Annotated in this window: 13 protein-coding genes; 6 read left to right on the top strand and 7 right to left on the bottom strand. The window is 46.0% G+C overall.

Annotated features, from left to right (window positions below):
- The first annotated feature begins 12 nt into the window (after positions 1–12).
- From V144x_RS05535 to V144x_RS05515, 5 genes are all read left to right on the top strand, one after another.
- Positions 13–294: a EutN/CcmL family microcompartment protein gene (locus tag V144x_RS05535; RefSeq protein WP_144982573.1), complete on the top strand. Its 282-nt coding sequence runs from the start codon at positions 13–15 to the stop codon at positions 292–294.
- Positions 295–349: 55 nt separating this feature from the next.
- Positions 350–1240 (top strand): class II aldolase/adducin family protein, encoded by an 891-nt coding sequence (locus tag V144x_RS05530; protein ID WP_144982570.1) that lies wholly within the window; start codon positions 350–352, stop codon positions 1238–1240.
- Between the two features lie 62 nt (positions 1241–1302).
- Positions 1303–2229 (top strand): malate dehydrogenase, encoded by a 927-nt coding sequence (locus V144x_RS05525; protein WP_144982567.1) that lies wholly within the window; start codon positions 1303–1305, stop codon positions 2227–2229.
- A gap of 78 nt (positions 2230–2307) precedes the next feature.
- Positions 2308–3525, top strand: a complete 1218-nt coding sequence (locus tag V144x_RS05520) for a beta/alpha barrel domain-containing protein (RefSeq protein ID WP_144982564.1) — start codon at positions 2308–2310, stop codon at positions 3523–3525.
- A 97-nt stretch (positions 3526–3622) separates the two neighbouring features.
- Positions 3623–5731: a YfhO family protein gene (locus V144x_RS05515; RefSeq protein WP_144982561.1), complete on the top strand. Its 2109-nt coding sequence runs from the start codon at positions 3623–3625 to the stop codon at positions 5729–5731.
- Positions 5732–5783: 52 nt separating this feature from the next.
- Here V144x_RS05515 and V144x_RS05510 read toward each other — a convergent pair whose 3' ends face one another.
- On the bottom strand, positions 5784–6347 hold the full coding sequence (locus V144x_RS05510) for an FHA domain-containing protein (RefSeq protein WP_144982558.1): 564 nt from the start codon (positions 6345–6347) through the stop codon (positions 5784–5786).
- A gap of 399 nt (positions 6348–6746) precedes the next feature.
- Between V144x_RS05510 and V144x_RS05505 the strand changes: the two genes are divergently transcribed.
- The gene (locus V144x_RS05505) at positions 6747–7238 is read left to right on the top strand and encodes a YybH family protein (protein WP_144982555.1); all 492 of its coding nucleotides are present in this window, start codon (positions 6747–6749) and stop codon (positions 7236–7238) included.
- Here V144x_RS05505 and V144x_RS05500 read toward each other — a convergent pair.
- From V144x_RS05500 to flhA, 6 genes are all read right to left on the bottom strand, one after another.
- On the bottom strand, positions 7235–8545 hold the full coding sequence (locus V144x_RS05500) for a DUF58 domain-containing protein (RefSeq protein WP_144982551.1): 1311 nt from the start codon (positions 8543–8545) through the stop codon (positions 7235–7237). The two genes, V144x_RS05505 and V144x_RS05500, sit on opposite strands and share 4 nt — an antisense overlap.
- On the bottom strand, positions 8542–9501 hold the full coding sequence (locus V144x_RS05495; RefSeq protein WP_144982548.1) for an AAA family ATPase: 960 nt from the start codon (positions 9499–9501) through the stop codon (positions 8542–8544). Before V144x_RS05495 ends, V144x_RS05500 begins: the two co-directional genes overlap by 4 nt.
- Positions 9502–9750: 249 nt before the next feature.
- Entirely contained in the window at positions 9751–10527 is a 777-nt protein-coding gene (locus V144x_RS05490; RefSeq protein ID WP_144982545.1) for a FliA/WhiG family RNA polymerase sigma factor, read from the bottom strand.
- Positions 10528–11199: 672 nt separating this feature from the next.
- Positions 11200–12183, bottom strand: a complete 984-nt coding sequence (locus V144x_RS05485; protein ID WP_144982542.1) for a P-loop NTPase — start codon at positions 12181–12183, stop codon at positions 11200–11202.
- 93 nt (positions 12184–12276) lie between these two features.
- The gene (gene flhF / locus V144x_RS05480) at positions 12277–13629 is read right to left on the bottom strand and encodes a flagellar biosynthesis protein FlhF (RefSeq protein ID WP_144982539.1); all 1353 of its coding nucleotides are present in this window, start codon (positions 13627–13629) and stop codon (positions 12277–12279) included.
- A gap of 110 nt (positions 13630–13739) precedes the next feature.
- Positions 13740–15860 carry a flagellar biosynthesis protein FlhA gene (gene flhA / locus V144x_RS05475; protein WP_232102723.1) on the bottom strand — a complete coding sequence of 707 codons (2121 nt, stop codon included), beginning with the start codon at positions 15858–15860 and terminating at the stop codon, positions 13740–13742.
- Positions 15861–16008 lie beyond the last annotated feature (148 nt).

Below are 16008 nucleotides of genomic sequence, written 5' to 3'. Positions count from 1 at the left end.
AGGAAATGAACCATGAAAATCGCAGAAGTGATCGGAAAAGTGACGCTTTCACGCAAGCATCCCAGTCTGGACGGTGCCCGATGGCTGATTGCGACTCCTTTAAAGACAGATGAACTCAACTCAAATAAGAAAAAGAAAACAGAACCTTTTGTTATTTACGATGAGTTAGGGGCTTCCTCTGGCAGCCAGATTGCTGTGAGCGAAGGTGCAGAAGCATCGGCTCCTTTTCATCCTGATGTAAAACCGATTGACGCATATGTGTCAGCGATTTTGGATCAGATCGAAGTTTATTAATCGAATCACTATTACTGAAACACAAATTTTTTATTTAACGTTTGGAGTTGAGACAATGTCAAATCAATGGAACAGTGGAATTCACGACCGAAACCTGAAAGAAGAAATCTGCGAAATCGGACGTCGCGTTTATAATAAAGGATTTGCTGCAGCCAATGATGGAAACATCTCCATACGTGTCGGAGAAAATGAAGTCCTCTGTTCGCCGACCATGATCTGCAAAGGCTTCATGAAACCGGAAGATATTTGTGCCGTCGATTTAGATGGAAACCAAATTGCCGGAACACGTAAGCGAACCAGCGAAATTCTGTTACACCTGGCAATCATGAAAGAACGCCCTGACGTCAAAGCCGTTGTGCACTGCCACCCACCTCACGCGACTGCGTTTGCTGTTGCTCGTGAACCGATTCCACAATGTGTACTTCCCGAAGTCGAAGTCTTCATGGGTGAAGTTCCGATGGCGCCTTACGAAACACCCGGCGGTCAGAAATTTGCCGACACAGTTGTACCGTTCCTCAAAGGGGGCACGAACACAATTATTCTGACCGGACACGGAACCGTCACCTTTGGTAAATCTCTGGAAGATGCTTACTGGAAAACCGAAATTCTGGATGCTTACTGTAAGATCTTACTCTTGTCCAAGCAAATGGGACGCATCAATTACTTTACCGAAACAGAAACCCGTGAACTGCTTGAACTCAAGCAGAAACTCGGATTCGATGATCCTCGTTTCCACGTTGAAGACTGCGACTTGTGTGGTAACAGTGCGTTTCGCGATGGATACAAAGAGGGAATCCCACAGCAAACGGCATTCGAGCCTGCCCCCAGCTATCCGGGATACTTGCAGAAACCATCTACACAACCGACTCCCACTAATAATGGCAACCACTCTGAGCAACTGGTCAAAGCGATTACAGAGCAGGTCATGTCTGCACTGGGACAATAATCTTATTTAAACTACTCTGTGATAGAACTCACATCACATAATCATAAAGAAAAGAATCGATCATGAATGTAAGTATTATTGGCGGCGGCGGTCTCGTTGGCTCCTGTGCCGCCTTCGCATTACAGGCCGGTGGTATCGTTCGAGAAATCGCATTAGTTGACGTGAATCAGGATCTGGTAGAAGGTCAGGCACTCGACTTATTGCATGGTAGTTCCTTAACCGCCGATCAGAAAATTTATGCCGGTGGTACTGAGCTTGTAAAAGACAGTGACGTGATCGTGATCACCGCTGGTTTACGTCGCAAGCCTGATGAAAGCCGTCTCGATTTGATCAACCGAAACGTCGAATTGTTCAAAAACATTCTGGCTGACGTCAAACGTGTGGGGACGAAACCGGGAGCGATTGTCTTTGTTGTATCAAATCCAGTTGATGTTCTGACTTATCTGGCCATGAAAGAACTGGGACTGCCACCTCAACAGGTGATTGGCCTCGGAACGGTTTTAGATACAACCCGACTACGCAGCATGTTGGCTGCACGTCTGGATGTTCCTCCGACTCAGGTTTCCACTCTGATTCTTGGCGAACACGGTGACAGCATGGTTCCCATCTGGTCAGCCGCTCAAGTGGGTGGATTACCCCTGGATAAATTCCCTGGAGCTAACCCTGCTCTGATTGCCGAAGTCGAAAAGAAAACACGGGGTAGTGGAGCGGAAGTCATTAAGAAAAAAGGGGGAGCCGGGTTTGCGGTTGGCGTCAGCATCGCTGATGTCGTGCATTGCATTGCCCTTGATCAACGCCGCATTCTGCCTGTTTCTTCACTTCAGGATGGCGCCTTTGGTCTCAGAGATGTCTGTATTTCCGTCCCCACAGTAATGGGACGCTCCGGAGTTGTACAACACTTGGAGATTGAACTTTGGCCGAAAGAACAAATGGCCCTCACTCAGTCTGGGAAAGTGTTGAGAGAAACCGTTGATAAAGTTCTCGGCTGATCAACAACTCGTCTATGATTCTTAAATCCTGATTGCGTTCCCATTAAAGCTACGTTTTGACATTGAAATGATTGTCTGATGGAAAAATCACTTGATCGAAAACTTCAATCGATTCACGCTGATCCCAGCGGCTCGAAAGAGTTTATCATCGCGGATGCCAAAGATGCTGATATGGCGTTTGGCATCGGTGCACCCGGCTTGTCTCCAGAGCGGCATGATCAGGAACTCAAATACAAAACGCTGGCGGAATATCGACAACAGATTCGTGAAGTGATTCAGCAGGAAGTAGTGGACATCGTTTTGATGTCTGCCAGTACCAGCGAAAAGTTGACGATTGACGAACGTTTATTTGATAATTCACCCATCACACCCGCGGCACGTGCCAATGATACCACTGATGTGCATGTACCTCGTGGTGGAAAACTACATATCCCGCCTGCTAAGCCGTTCCGTTCCGCCAGTCTGGACCACATTCAATGCGGGCACCTGGACTGTAAACCGGAAGAGCGAGCCTACGGGGCTGACCTCGGATTATACTCTGTCACCTTCAACAATAATCTTGAAGAAGATCTGGCTACAATTGAACGTTATAAAGAATTTCGTGAAGAAGCCGAGCGTAAAAAATTCCGTCACTTCCTGGAAATCTTTGACCCTAATATTAGTAACGCAGTCGCGGCTGATGTCGCCCCTGGGTTTATCAATGACTTGATTGCCCGGACCCTGGCAGGTGTTGCCTCTGCAGGACGTCCTGTCTTTCTTAAAATGGTGTATCATGGTCCACAGGCCATGGAAGAACTGGTGGCCTACGATCCGCATCTGATTGTAGGAATTCTGGGAGGCTCGGCGGGCACAACTTTAGACGCGTTCCAACTCATCCACGACGCCCAGAAATATGGCGGGCGTGTTGCGTTATTTGGTCGAAAGATCAACCAGGCTGAGCACCAATTGGCATTCATCCAGTTCTTACGTTACCTGGTTGAAGGTAAAATCCAACCGGTTGAAGCCGTCAAAGCCTATCATGGCGTGCTGCAAGAACTAGGTATCAAGCCGACACGCAGCTTAGATGTCGATCTGACCTACCAGACCGCCGTGATGAGCTATGGTGGAGAAGATAGCAAAACCTTTAGCTTTCCAGCACAAAAGAAGAATGGCAAACCCGCTGCAAACTCTTCCCGCAAAACGGGTCAGACAAAGTCAGCAGAAACTGCAAATGAACCGCCCAACTTTGCTGCTATGACTTCTGAACAGCGGTTGGCCTATCACCGAGATCGTCTGAATCGCGTATTTGGCGAGTAAGATCTCCTGCCTTGTGTATTGAGACATCATATCAAGCAGCTTAGAATACTCTTTGTATTTTCGCTGCACTCTGATTCGTCTACACAAGGTCCATCACTTGAGCCGTTCCTCGAAAAAGAAAACCAAGTGGGTTCGACCTGAAAAGTCTTCTCCCCCCAGTGCCTCTTTGTTTGCCGGCGTTGTTTTAGTCTCTGCTGTCGGTTTGACATGGATCTTCTGGCAAGGGCTCTGGGCAGGCGGTGGTTTGATTGGCGGGGATCTCTATACCTATTTCTTTCCACAAAAAACCTTCTTTGCCGACCGCTTGCAGGCCGGCGAATTCCCGCTCTGGAATTCGAATATCGGACATGGTTTCCCGTTAGTCGCAGAGAGCCAGACAGGGGCGTTTTACCCGTTCAATTATTTCGCCTACCGTTTTTTGCCCGTCAACACTGCTTACAATTTCGTCCAGATTCTACATTACATCCTGGCGTTTGTATTTACGGGACTCTATGTGAAACGTCTGGGATATTCGCTCATCGCGGCTTTGTTTGCAGGCCTTGTATATACTTATGGCTGGTTTCCCTCACGTATCTGCCTGGAATGGGCCATCATCGGAGGGGCCTGGCTGCCTTTAACACTGTGGTGTGTGGAATCATTTTTTCAAACGCGTTATTGGCGCTACCCGATTCTGCTCTGCTTCGCTTTAGCAATGCAGATCTTGCCGGGGCACTTCAATCTCGCATTCATCACACAGTTGATGTTACTCTTTTATATCCCGGCGCGTATCTGGTTCAGTCGCGATGAAACGACCGAACAACTAAAACCGTATCGCCGTCGGACAATCATCTTACTACTACTTGCTTTTATATCAGCATACGCTCTATCGGCTGTGCAACTGGGGCCAACCTGGGAGCTAAAACAATTAAGCCAACGCGCGGAAGTCGGTGAACGATCGCATCAACCCGGTTATGGGCATATTCCTGCCTGGTACTTTTCACAGATTGTTGCGCCCTGGGCCTGGTATCCCTATGAAGTCAATCTTGATGCGGGGTTGGCGCCGGGTACTGATGCGACCAATCAAGTGGAAGCACACCTTTATTTCGGAATCGCAGCAGTGATTCTGATCGTGATCGGAACGTGGCTACGCGCATGGACTGGAGACCCCAGGCTGGTTTTGCTGGCCATCATCGGACTATTGGCTATGCTCTATACACCCGGCTGGTTCCTGCCAATCACAAAACATTTACCCGGTTTCAGTTTCTTTACCGGCCCGGGACGATATGGAATTGTAACGACGTTCGCCGTGGCCGTGATTGCAGGGGTCAGTCTGGAACGATTGACGGCAAACTGGAATACCAACCTCAAATTCCTGACCGTTGCCATTGTTTGTCTATTTACCATCGCTGATCTCTGGGTTGTCAGTCGTTATGTCACTTATGCTGCCATCATTCCCAATCCACCCATTAATCAGATTGAGCAGAGCGAGCTGAAAAAAATCTGTGAGAAGTATGGTGAACCCGTGCGTTTGTTTGCCCCTGGTGCCAACTTACCCACCTTGATCAGCGTTGCTTCGACACCCGTTTATCTGGGGATTGGTCCTGAACAATATTTCGATCCCCAAACTGCGATGCCAGAACCACTCCCTTTCAAAAAAGAAGACCGACCAACAGCCGATCAGATAGAATGGTTGCAGAAAGCAGGAGTCACACATATTCTCAGTCAGCACCCGCTAGATCTCAATTTATGGCCGGTCAAGCCCGTCTGGAGTGACTTCGACAAAGTCATCAATCCCGCCTGGGGTCGCTTTAAAGAACCACTCTATTTTTATGAGTTACAGGGTAGCCGTGGTCGAATCGCCTGGACTAAACCGAAAGCAGGTCAGTCAGCAAGTATTTCAACATACCGGGCGAATGAAGTGATCATCGAAGCGGAAACTCCCACTGAGGATACCTTGATCTTAACGGATCTCTATTATCCCGGCTGGAAAGTATATGTCGATGGTCAGCCTGCAGAAGTTGTGTTGATTGATGGCATGTATCGCGGCGTCAAAGTTCCTGCTGGAAAACATCAGGTCATCTGGAATTATCAATCGGGGTATTTCTTGATTGCAGGGATCATCAGTTGTGTGACTCTACTGATTCTATTGATGATTGCCCACTTCCGGTTCTGGCATCCTCTGTTACTTCAAATGAAAAACAGGACTATGGAAGTAAAACCTGATTGAGTTGAGATCGCGATAGATAAAAGGAGAACCGCGGTCAAGAAACAGTATCAGACTAAGTGGAAATAAACTCGACGTTTGAGCCAGTGCCTTCAAAATTGTGGCTGTCTGAATAATTTTCGTCTGCTTCTTTCTCACCTTCCAAATTTTCGTTGGACTCAACTTCGTTCATACTTACATTCTCGCCACTCTCGGAAATTGCTACCGGAAATTGTTGCGAAATGTCGATGTCTTTAGATGGCTTCTTGAAGTGTTGTACTGAAGGTGCTTTCGTGGGTGCATCATCACCATTTTTTTCACTATCAGCGGCATCATTTTTCTGGACGTCTGCGCCAATATTCTCGAGACGATATGTTACGTTGCCAATCTTCAACTCATCACTTAGTTTAAGCCACGCCTGCTGGTTTACTTTTTCTCCATTGACGTAAACCCCATTCATGCTTCCTAAATCACGAATTACAGGACGGTCATTCACAATCGCCAAGCAACAGTGTTTTCGAGAAATCTTGGGGCTATCAGAGATGACGATATCACAGTCTGGATGACGCCCAACGAGAATGATCGCCTTGTCGAGAACAATCGGGCGACCTTGATTTACGGGGACTAAACAGACTGCCATGGAGAACTCCAATGAGATGCTTTAATAAACTCAACGGACTTAAATTATACCCGTTGTGTTGAACCAAGTAAAAGAAAAAAGTTGCAGGCCTTACAAGACTTAATGAAATCGGGGCGCTCTCATTCTGAGTCTCACGAGAATTTATAAATCGTGAGTACTTATAAGTATCGGCTATTTATAGATATGCACAAGATAAAGTCCTGTTGGATCTCACATTTACAGGGAGAATACTCACAAAATTAATATCACCAATTGTAATTCAGACCAAGCACTTAGAATCCTTGTAATTGATATCTTCGATAAAAAACATACGATAGTATATTATGTATATCTGCTCTGAAGAGGTCTTTTTAGAGATCACAAGTCACTCAATGCCTGAACGAGAGAGGACATTTTGAAATGAAAAAACAACTTGCTCTGATCGTATTCTTTGCTACCAGTATCATCTTTGCGAATACCGTCTCTGCTGCGGATCAAGAAAAGAAAGCAGTACGTAATGCAGCAAAGCAATTCTATGCTGCCCTCAATCAGATGTTTACCGGAGACTTAGATCTTATGAAAAACGTATGGTCACACAAAGAGGATGTCACCTACATGGGACCTGATGGAGGCTTTCATCACGGCTGGAAACATGTCATAGCAGACTGGGAAAAACAAGCCGCGATGAAATTGGGGGGAACAGTCGAGCCCCAGGAAATGCGAATCACTGTGGGGCCTGAACTGGCAATTGTGAGCAACTATGAAATCGGTAAAAACAAAGGACCAGAAGGACAGATACGAAACGTGAAAATTCGCGCGACAAGTTTGTTTCGTAAAGAGAACGGCAAATGGAAAATGATCGGACATCACACCGACCTGCTGCCATTTTTAATGAAAAAACCTCGAAGTTAAAGCAGTTGACGCGCTTTGATATCCAGGTAGCGACTGATGAGATTGACCGATAGATTTTCGGGTAATGTATCGAGCACCAGTAAACCAGACTGTTGCAGTGCCGCGATCTGAGAGGATTGTGTCGAGACGATCTCGGCGGCTGCCGCAATTTGGAATGCTTCTCGGTCTGTCTCTGGAATGGAATACATGCGCTCCTGCAAAGGAACATTTCTTAAAAAAGCCCCAAGTACCAGATGAGGCCAGCGCATAAGTCGAATCGCATCACCCAGATGACTCATGTGAACTTCATCAAGTGCGTGTGTCAGTACCACAACCAGCGAACGCTTACGGTAGCGCACTTGGAGTTGCTCTGCCATCAGTTGATAATCTGAAGCTTCATAGATTGGCTCCAGGTCGTAAACCTGCCTGATCAGCTTCTGAATCGAACCAGCGCCTCTGATTGGAGGAACCCAACGTTCGACCTTATTGGAACAGGCCAAAAGTGAAACGGAGTCTCCTTGTCGAAGTGCCACATAACTCAACAGAATAGCAGCGTTTAAGGCGCGATCAAAGTGTGTTACACCTTCATCAGCATTACACATTGATCGGCCACAGTCGAGCAAAAAAATGATGTTCTGATTTTTTTCAACGACATATTCACGACTTATTAATTGCTGATGGCGCGAGGTCGCTTTCCAATCAATGCTACGAAATTCATCTTCTCGACGGTATTCCCGCAGACGGTCAAAATCGGTGCCTCTGCCTCTTAAACGTGAAAGTTTCACTCCTGCTGCCGCCAATCGATTGCGGCGGGCTAATAGCTCAACACCATGCACTGATTTGATATCCGGATAGATGCGGACGTTCTGATGAATATCCCGCTCGTCATAAATCGTCCATAGTTTCAGTCGGCTTTTCATTTGCAGAAAAACGCGACGAAACCGATTGTTGCCTCTGTGATGCGGTTCCACATGATAGATACTGTATTGATGCTTATTCGGAAACAGTTCGATTTCAAATGGCAGATCAGTGTAATGACAGGGAGTCGGCGGCTCATCGTGTACATTAATCTTCAAGGGAACCGAGCCTCGATTCGTAAACCAGAGCTTCACACTGTTAGCCGTTCCAACACTAAGCACTTCATTGACATCACGATGAACTTCAATTGCCAGTAATGAAGGCGTGATGACCAGGTCGACCAATGCCAGCAGGAATGCTCCCAGACAAATCAAAATGCCCACTTGCTCTGCCATAGGCCAGACGGTTGCCAGTGCAAACGGGATGATGGCAGTCGCAAACAAAAACAAAAGTGAAAGACGTGGCATCATTGGCGAGGGGCCTCGACACTCTCCAGAATTTCCCGGATAACATCATCGACATCAATGCCCTCAATTTCCGCTTCGGGATGCAGACGAATTCGATGGCGAATCACAGGTAACGACAGCTCTTTGACATCATCGGGAACAACAAAATCTCGTCCCCGGCACGCAGCCAACACACGTGTTCCAATCAGCAGGTTCACACTGGCACGTGGACTGGCTCCCACTTCAATTGTATGCCAGCCTCTCGTACGCGAGACAATTGATGTGATGTATTGAATGATCGAAGGCTCTACAATAATTTCTGTCGCACGTTTCTGTATGGCCAAAATTGTTTCCATGTTAAGAACTGGCTCGATACCAAAACTATCGAGATTGCGATTATCTTTACCGCTAGCATACAAATTAAGGATCTCGTTTTCCTGGTCCTGTGTCGGATAGTCCACGATGAGTTTGAACATGAACCGGTCCAGTTGTGCCTCCGGCAGGGGATACGTTCCTTCCTGTTCCAAAGGATTCTGAGTGGCAATCGTCAGAAAAGGACGTTCCAACTGATATGTATTTCCATCGACGGATACCTGCCGTTCCTGCATCGCTTCCAGAAGCGCAGACTGTGTTTTGGCAGGAGCGCGATTGACTTCATCTGCCAGAAGCAGATTGGTAAACAAGGGCCCCTGGTTGAACGTGAAAGTTTTCTCATGCATGTCGTACACGGAATGCCCGGTAATATCCGAAGGCATTAAATCAGGTGTGAACTGAATACGTTTAAACTGACAAGATAAAGCACGACTGAGGGCGTTCACGAGGAGAGTTTTACCAAGTCCGGGGACACCCTCGATCAGTACATTTCCTTCACAAAATAAGGCAATCAAAACTCCTTCCACCAAATCTTCCTGACCCATGAGCGCTTTTCCCACTTCGGTCAGTGAGCGATGATAGTAATCTTCGATTTGAGAAACATCCATGAATGAACCGTAGCCCTGACTGTCTATCTGAAGTAAGTAAAATCAAAAGCGATCTAGAAAACCGCTAATCCGGAATCGGCGTCTAATGACGCCGTTTATTCTAAATCTAATCCGGTTCCAATTTCGAGTATTAGAGTCGATAACTGTCAGGTTTTTTGAAATTGAACTCGCCTGAGAGAACAGTGTACGTAAAAAAAGACCTCCATTCGCATGGAGGCCTGATGTGTATCTTTATTTTGACAAGCTGTATTAAGCAAACTCAGGACGTCTTCGACCCAACTGTTCTTTCAAGCGGTTGACAATGCTGGAATGCATTTGACTGACACGAGATTCAGAGAGCCCCAAAGTGCTGCCAATCTCTTTCATCGTCAATTCTTCATAGTAATAAAGGATGATTATCAAACGTTCGTTTCGGTTCAACCCTTTGGTGACCAAACGCATTAGATCTCGTTTCTGGATACTTTTAGTAGGATCTTCGCCCTTCGCATCCTGGAGAATATCCACTTCACGGACATCTTTGTAGCTGTCGGTTTCATACCATTTTTTATTCAAGCTTACCAGACCGACGGCGTTCGCTTCATTTTTGAGTTTGTCGAACTCTTTGCGCGACAATTGCATTTTCCCTGCAATTTCTTCATCTGCCGGGGGACGACCATGTTCTGCTTCAGCCGCTTTTCGAGCCGCTTCCAGCTTACTGGCTTTACTCCGAACCAGACGAGGCACCCAGTCCATCGTACGCAATTCGTCTAACATTGCACCACGGATTCGAGGCACGCAGTAAGTTTCAAACTTGACTCCTCGTTCCAGATCGAATGCATTAATCGCATCCATCAATCCAAACACACCAGCCGAAATCAAGTCGTTCAAATCTACCCCTTCAGGCAGCTTGGCCCATACTCGCTCTGCATTATAACGAACTAAGGGAACATATTGCTCGATTAGCCTATTACGCAACTCCTGGTTGGATTGATCCTGCTTGAATACCTTCCAGATTTCTGCGATTTCTTCACTGGCTTTGATGGCCATTTACTCCTCCGTGATCAACTTACAGTCTTTTCAAACTATTCAAATGAAAAGCATAATTGCTAAAAATTTTAATATTTAATCAAGATTGTTTTTCCATTTTTCAAAACTCGCTCGTGATGATTCTTCAACCAAACGAGTGGCGACTTCTCCTAACATCAGACCAAGACAAAAAAATATGACTGCAGCCAAAAATGCGGATTGAATCGCACTAATAAAATCAGCATGAGAGAAAATCCCTCTGACTGATTCAGTCGCAAAAGCGATTAGCGATAATCGAAATGCATAATGCAGGGCCACAGAATCATCCCAGATAGTGTTTGAAAAAGCTTTCCAATCGAAGTTTCACTTCACTCTGAAGAGACCTTCGCTTCTCTATCTTTTGATATCGGCTCCCTGCTTCAGAATATTTAACCTTTCTCCTACAATTTAATTAATCGTTAAAAACTAACATTTCATTTTGCACTCTACGTAAATCGAACCGTGTGGTAGAGCCCTAACTATAGGATCTACCAGTAGTTGAATTACCGCTCATCAGACGAAACGTCTAACGGCAGATAGAAAATGAATTGTTAAGGTATTAGTAAGTGATGTGACTCAGGAATGGAGAATAAAAGAAAACATGAGAGATGAGAGAGACTGTTTTCTGCTTATTCTGTCTTTGTTTCCTGAGAATTATGCGGCTTCACCAAGCAAGCGCCTCCAAAGCCGCGGAAAGTAAGACTCTTGTTTGCATTTATGTTCTTTTGTTTTATTCTGATCGATTAAATGTTGGGACAATCGATTGATTGCTTCTGCTGCAGGACAACCTGGATGGCTTAACATAAACGGGTCCCGATCGTAGACAGACTGGACAACATTCATGTCATGGGGAATCTGACCTGCCAGACTTAAACCAGCATGTAAAAATAGTTCGGTTGTTTTCTTTAATTGTAGGAATACGTTTTCAGCCTGGTCAGCAGAAGTGCATTGATTGATGAGGGCTTGTATTTCCAGTGACTCAATTGTGGATAATGATTTGATCGTAGCATAAGCATCGGCAATCGCCGTTGGCTCAGGAGTTGTTACAATCAACACATCATCGGCAGAAATGACAAACTCTCTAATACTCCGATGAATACCCGTCCCATTATCTAAAATCAAATAATCGTGTGTGGCCTCAAGTTCCTGCATTTGTCCCAGTACATCTTTGCGAACTGCTTCTGAACAATCCGCGAGATCTGTTAGTCCACTGGCCCCTGTTACCACACTGATTCCTAATGGGCCTTGTAATTGAATTTCTTTGAGAGAACGCGCTCCACTCACAACATGAGACAGATTCCAATAACCGTTTAATCGACAAAGTAAATCAATATTACCCAATGCCAGATTCACGTCCATCAGACAAACTGATGCTCCGGACTGAGCCAATGCTAATGCCAGATTCAAGGAAGTAATTGATTTACCAACGCCTCCTTTTCCGCTGCAAACCGCAATCGTACGACAATCACTGGTTTTCACATTCTCAATGATCCCCGGTTGTCGTTTATCCATTAAATCGCGCAGAACATTCGCCTGATCTCCTCGCGATACGAAAGGTTGTCGCTGCACTGCAGTTGACGGGACAGTGGAACTTATTTCAGCATGATTCAAATTGAACTCGTTGACGGTTGGAGCCATCTGACTCACCTTCTATCTTAAACGCATGTTGAATAACTGTTAAAAATGATTTGTTGTCGAACTTCTAAAAACCGAATCCGAAAAGTCTGCACCTCATAACAACCGATCTTCTCCCAAAATTAAACGTGCCATTCGGGCAGCATTCGCGGGCTCAATATCATCGGGCACATCCTGTCCTGTCGTCAGATATCGAATCGGTAGTTTTGTATTCTGGCTTAGTGTAAGGAGACCGCCCATCACAGGGGCTTCATCGAGCTTGGTCAGAATCATTGACGTGGGATTGGCAACTTGAAATCGTTTGGCAATGGCTTCCAGGCTTCTGAGACTCGAGGTCATACTCATTACCAGTGACACTTCATCGATAGGTACTTCACGAAATAATTGTTCCAGCTCTTGAATTTTAAGATCATCACTGGGACTTCTCCCTGCTGTATCTACAAGAACCAGATCCAAGCCAACCATTTCATCCAAAGCTTGCTGCATCTCTTGAGGATTGCTGACCACTTTCATCGGAAGATCAATAATCTCAGCGTATGTACGTAACTGTTCGACGGCAGCGATCCGATAGGTATCTACGGTCACGAGCCCCATCTTGATATTGTCGCGTAACCGAAAATTAGCAGCCAGTTTGGCAATCGTCGTTGTTTTGCCGACTCCCGTTGGTCCTACTAAGGCCACGACTTTTCGTTGACCGGAAACAGGTCGAATCGGTGGTGCACTTGCTAACTGCGATTCAATCATAGCTGCCAAAAGCGATTTACTGGCAGATACATCCTTTAATTGTTCAGGAGTCGAATTCTCTTTGAGTCTTGAAATCAATAGATGGGCAATAGTTTCATCAACTTCTGCATCAATCAGATCTGTATAAATATGAAACAGCTCAGTAGGCACATCTGTTGAGTGCTGAGAGCGGGTACGTCGATCTAATGATTCCAGCATCTCTTGAATTGCATTCAGCTTTTCTTCAAATTGTTTTGTGGGGTCGTAGGGTTCATGTTCTGTTTTTCTTTGTTGAATCTGTTCAAACTTGTTGTGAGGCGCTGGATTCTGATGAGCCCGCTGATCAAACCGCCCGCGTGGTGCAAAACTATTACGCTCATGTCGAGTATTTGGCGTTTCATTCTGGCGGACAGAGGGTGTATTCTGATAAGAGGTTTCTGGTAACGCAGCTGATTCAGAATGACTTTGTACCGGTTTCAGATTAGATGCCCGGTGTCGTACTCCAGCAGAGCGCGTCTTTTTCTGAACTGCAGAAGGTGTCCGCACATTAATACCCAGCCCAGCTGTGATTTCATACTCTTCCTTAGATTTTGACCAGGGCAGTAGACTTTTTCGCCCCGGAATCTGTTTGGTTTGCAAAATGACAGCATCACTGCCCATCTCTTGGCGAACAAGGTTCAAAGCGTCCTGCATTGATTCCGCTTTAAAAGTGCGAACATCTGACATAATTCACGTTTCCTCTACTTAACTTACCAGTACGTATCTCGTTTTATGATTATTAGACTCTAAGTCTCAGTTTTAAATTACGTTCGCTATTGTTTGTGTTATTTCTTTGTTCAAGCTGCTCCCACGGCTGCTTCTGTTTTGAGATGGCTCGCGGAAACTTGTCCGATTGCCTCAACATCGGTATCGCGGGTTACTTCATTTAAACTTAAGACTACCAGACGTGGTAATAAGGGTGCTGTGATCTGTTTCAAACCGGCTCTGATTTGTGGGTTACATAAAACAATCGGATGTCCGCCTGCTTCAACCAGAGATTCGATGTGATCGGCAATCGCCTGTGTAATCATTTCGCCTGTCTGTGGAGCTAACTTGATGACTAAACCATGTTCGTTGTAATCGATACCCGACATGAGAACATCTTCCAATTCGGGATCGAGAGTCACGACTCGCATTAACCGTTTACTATCACGGTAATGCTGGCAAATCGTACGTGCCAGGCCGTTTCGAACATACTCGGTCAGAATCATTGGTTCCTTCGTTCGATCTGCATAGTCACCTAATGATTGCAAAATCGTTTCCAGATCACGAATGGGAACGCGTTCACGTAACAAATTCGAAAGCACGTGCTGTACTTGTGAAATTTTCAAGACATCTGGAATGAGTTCTTCGACGACTTTAGGAGAGCTTTCTTTCAAATTCTCAACGAGGGCATGTACCTGCTCTCTCGTTAATAATTCACTGCTGTGTTCTCGAACGACTTCAGTGAGATGGGTGATCACAACAGCCGAAGGTTCGACCACATTATACCCCATAAGTTCCGCGCGCTCTTTCTGTCCAAACTCGATCCATTTTGCAGGTCGTCCAAACGCAGGCTCTACCGTATCGATTCCAGGAATTTCACCACTAACGGCGCCGGTATCAATGGCCAGTAACCCATCGGGATGAAGAGAACCCCAGGCAACTGCAACATCGCGAATCTTAATTTGATAATCACGTTGTCCCAGTCGGATATTATCCCGAATGCGAACCTTGGGCAGAATGAGGCCGAGTTCCTGAGCAATCTTGTGTCTAATACGAGTAACCCGGTCCAGTAAATCGCCACCTGTTGCGGGATCAGCCAACCGCAGTAATCCAACACCCAATTCCAATTCGAGGGGATCGACGAAGAGATGATCTTCCGGCTTCGGCTCCGGACGGTCTTGAGTTTGTTGTTTTTCTGCTTCGGTTTGTTTTTGTACTTCGGCGATTTCTTGTCCTTTTTTTCTCATCATGCCGGTAACCGTACATCCCGTAGCCAGTGCAATCATTGGTCCTGCTGGCAAACCTGTAAATGCCAGAGCAAACAAGAATGTGGATGCCAGAAACATCGCTTCAGGGTGCCCTGAAAATTGCTTCACAACATCACGCGGCAGGTCACTGTCGACTGAAGTACGTGTGACGATCAAACCAGCGGCCAATGAGATCAAGAATCCAGGAACCTGAGTGACAAGACCATCGCCAATCGTCAGTGTGGTAAAGACTAAGGCCGCCTTCCCCATTTCCATCCCGTGGTCAACCATACCCACATATAAACCACCAACGACATTGATGAGAATAATGATGATACTGGCAATAGAGTCACCACGGACGAACTTACTGGCACCATCCATCGCCCCATAAAAGTCCGCTTGTTCGGTGACTTCCATACGACGGGCTTTGGCTTCTTCAGAACTGATCAGTCCCGCGTTCAAATCGGCGTCGATTGCCATCTGCTTACCTGGCATACTATCCAAGGCAAAACGAGCAGCAACTTCACTGATACGAGTCGCCCCTTTGGTAATGACCATAAACTGAATGGTCACCAAAATTACAAAGAGAATTAAACCCACAACCAGATGACCTCCGGCCACGAATTGACCGAACGCTTCAATCACGCCCCCTGCGGCAGCAGTTCCATCGCTGGCACCATTCAGTAAAATAAGCCGTGTACTGGCAACATTCAGAACCAGCCGCGCTAATGTTGTACCCAGTAGAATTGCAGGAAACACGCTAAATTCGAGAGGACGTTTGACATAGATAGTCGTCAGCAAAATCACGACTGAAACGGTAATATTACACGACAACAAAAAGTCCATCACGAAGGGAGGCAATGGCGCAATGATTACCAGAACTGAACTCACTATAATTAGTGGGAAGATCAGTCCGGTATTGCGCATAAACATCCCGGCTAGACCGGTTTTGGACTCCGGTGGCATCCATGCCTCCGTGCTATCTAGTGTTGAATGTGAGTAGGAATTACAGAAATGTAGTGAAGTGAAATATTAAGATTCTGAGATGTGAGAGAGAGTGAGGCGAGTGATAATGAAATCTTTAAATTCTGTCCAGAGGATTTCTTAATATTTC

The organism is Gimesia aquarii (assembly GCF_007748195.1).
GTDB lineage: Bacteria > Planctomycetota > Planctomycetia > Planctomycetales > Planctomycetaceae > Gimesia > Gimesia aquarii.
This window is presented reverse-complemented; position numbering and strand designations above follow the sequence as displayed.

Excerpts from the sequence above, each read along its gene's own strand:
- flhF (WP_144982539.1), bottom strand. The coding sequence starts at position 13,629 with ATGTCAGATGTTCGCACTTTTAAAGCGGAATCAATGCAGGACGCTTTG.
- V144x_RS05490 (WP_144982545.1), bottom strand. The coding sequence starts at position 10,527 with ATGGCCATCAAAGCCAGTGAAGAAATCGCAGAAATCTGGAAGGTATTC.
- flhA (WP_232102723.1), bottom strand. The coding sequence starts at position 15,860 with ATGCCACCGGAGTCCAAAACCGGTCTAGCCGGGATGTTTATGCGCAAT.
- V144x_RS05525 (WP_144982567.1), top strand. The coding sequence starts at position 1,303 with ATGAATGTAAGTATTATTGGCGGCGGCGGTCTCGTTGGCTCCTGTGCC.
- V144x_RS05500 (WP_144982551.1), bottom strand. The coding sequence starts at position 8,545 with ATGATGCCACGTCTTTCACTTTTGTTTTTGTTTGCGACTGCCATCATC.
- V144x_RS05505 (WP_144982555.1), top strand. The coding sequence starts at position 6,747 with ATGAAAAAACAACTTGCTCTGATCGTATTCTTTGCTACCAGTATCATC.
- V144x_RS05495 (WP_144982548.1), bottom strand. The coding sequence starts at position 9,501 with ATGGATGTTTCTCAAATCGAAGATTACTATCATCGCTCACTGACCGAA.
- V144x_RS05535 (WP_144982573.1), top strand. The coding sequence starts at position 13 with ATGAAAATCGCAGAAGTGATCGGAAAAGTGACGCTTTCACGCAAGCAT.
- V144x_RS05510 (WP_144982558.1), bottom strand. The coding sequence starts at position 6,347 with ATGGCAGTCTGTTTAGTCCCCGTAAATCAAGGTCGCCCGATTGTTCTC.
- V144x_RS05530 (WP_144982570.1), top strand. The coding sequence starts at position 350 with ATGTCAAATCAATGGAACAGTGGAATTCACGACCGAAACCTGAAAGAA.
- V144x_RS05520 (WP_144982564.1), top strand. The coding sequence starts at position 2,308 with ATGGAAAAATCACTTGATCGAAAACTTCAATCGATTCACGCTGATCCC.
- V144x_RS05485 (WP_144982542.1), bottom strand. The coding sequence starts at position 12,183 with ATGGCTCCAACCGTCAACGAGTTCAATTTGAATCATGCTGAAATAAGT.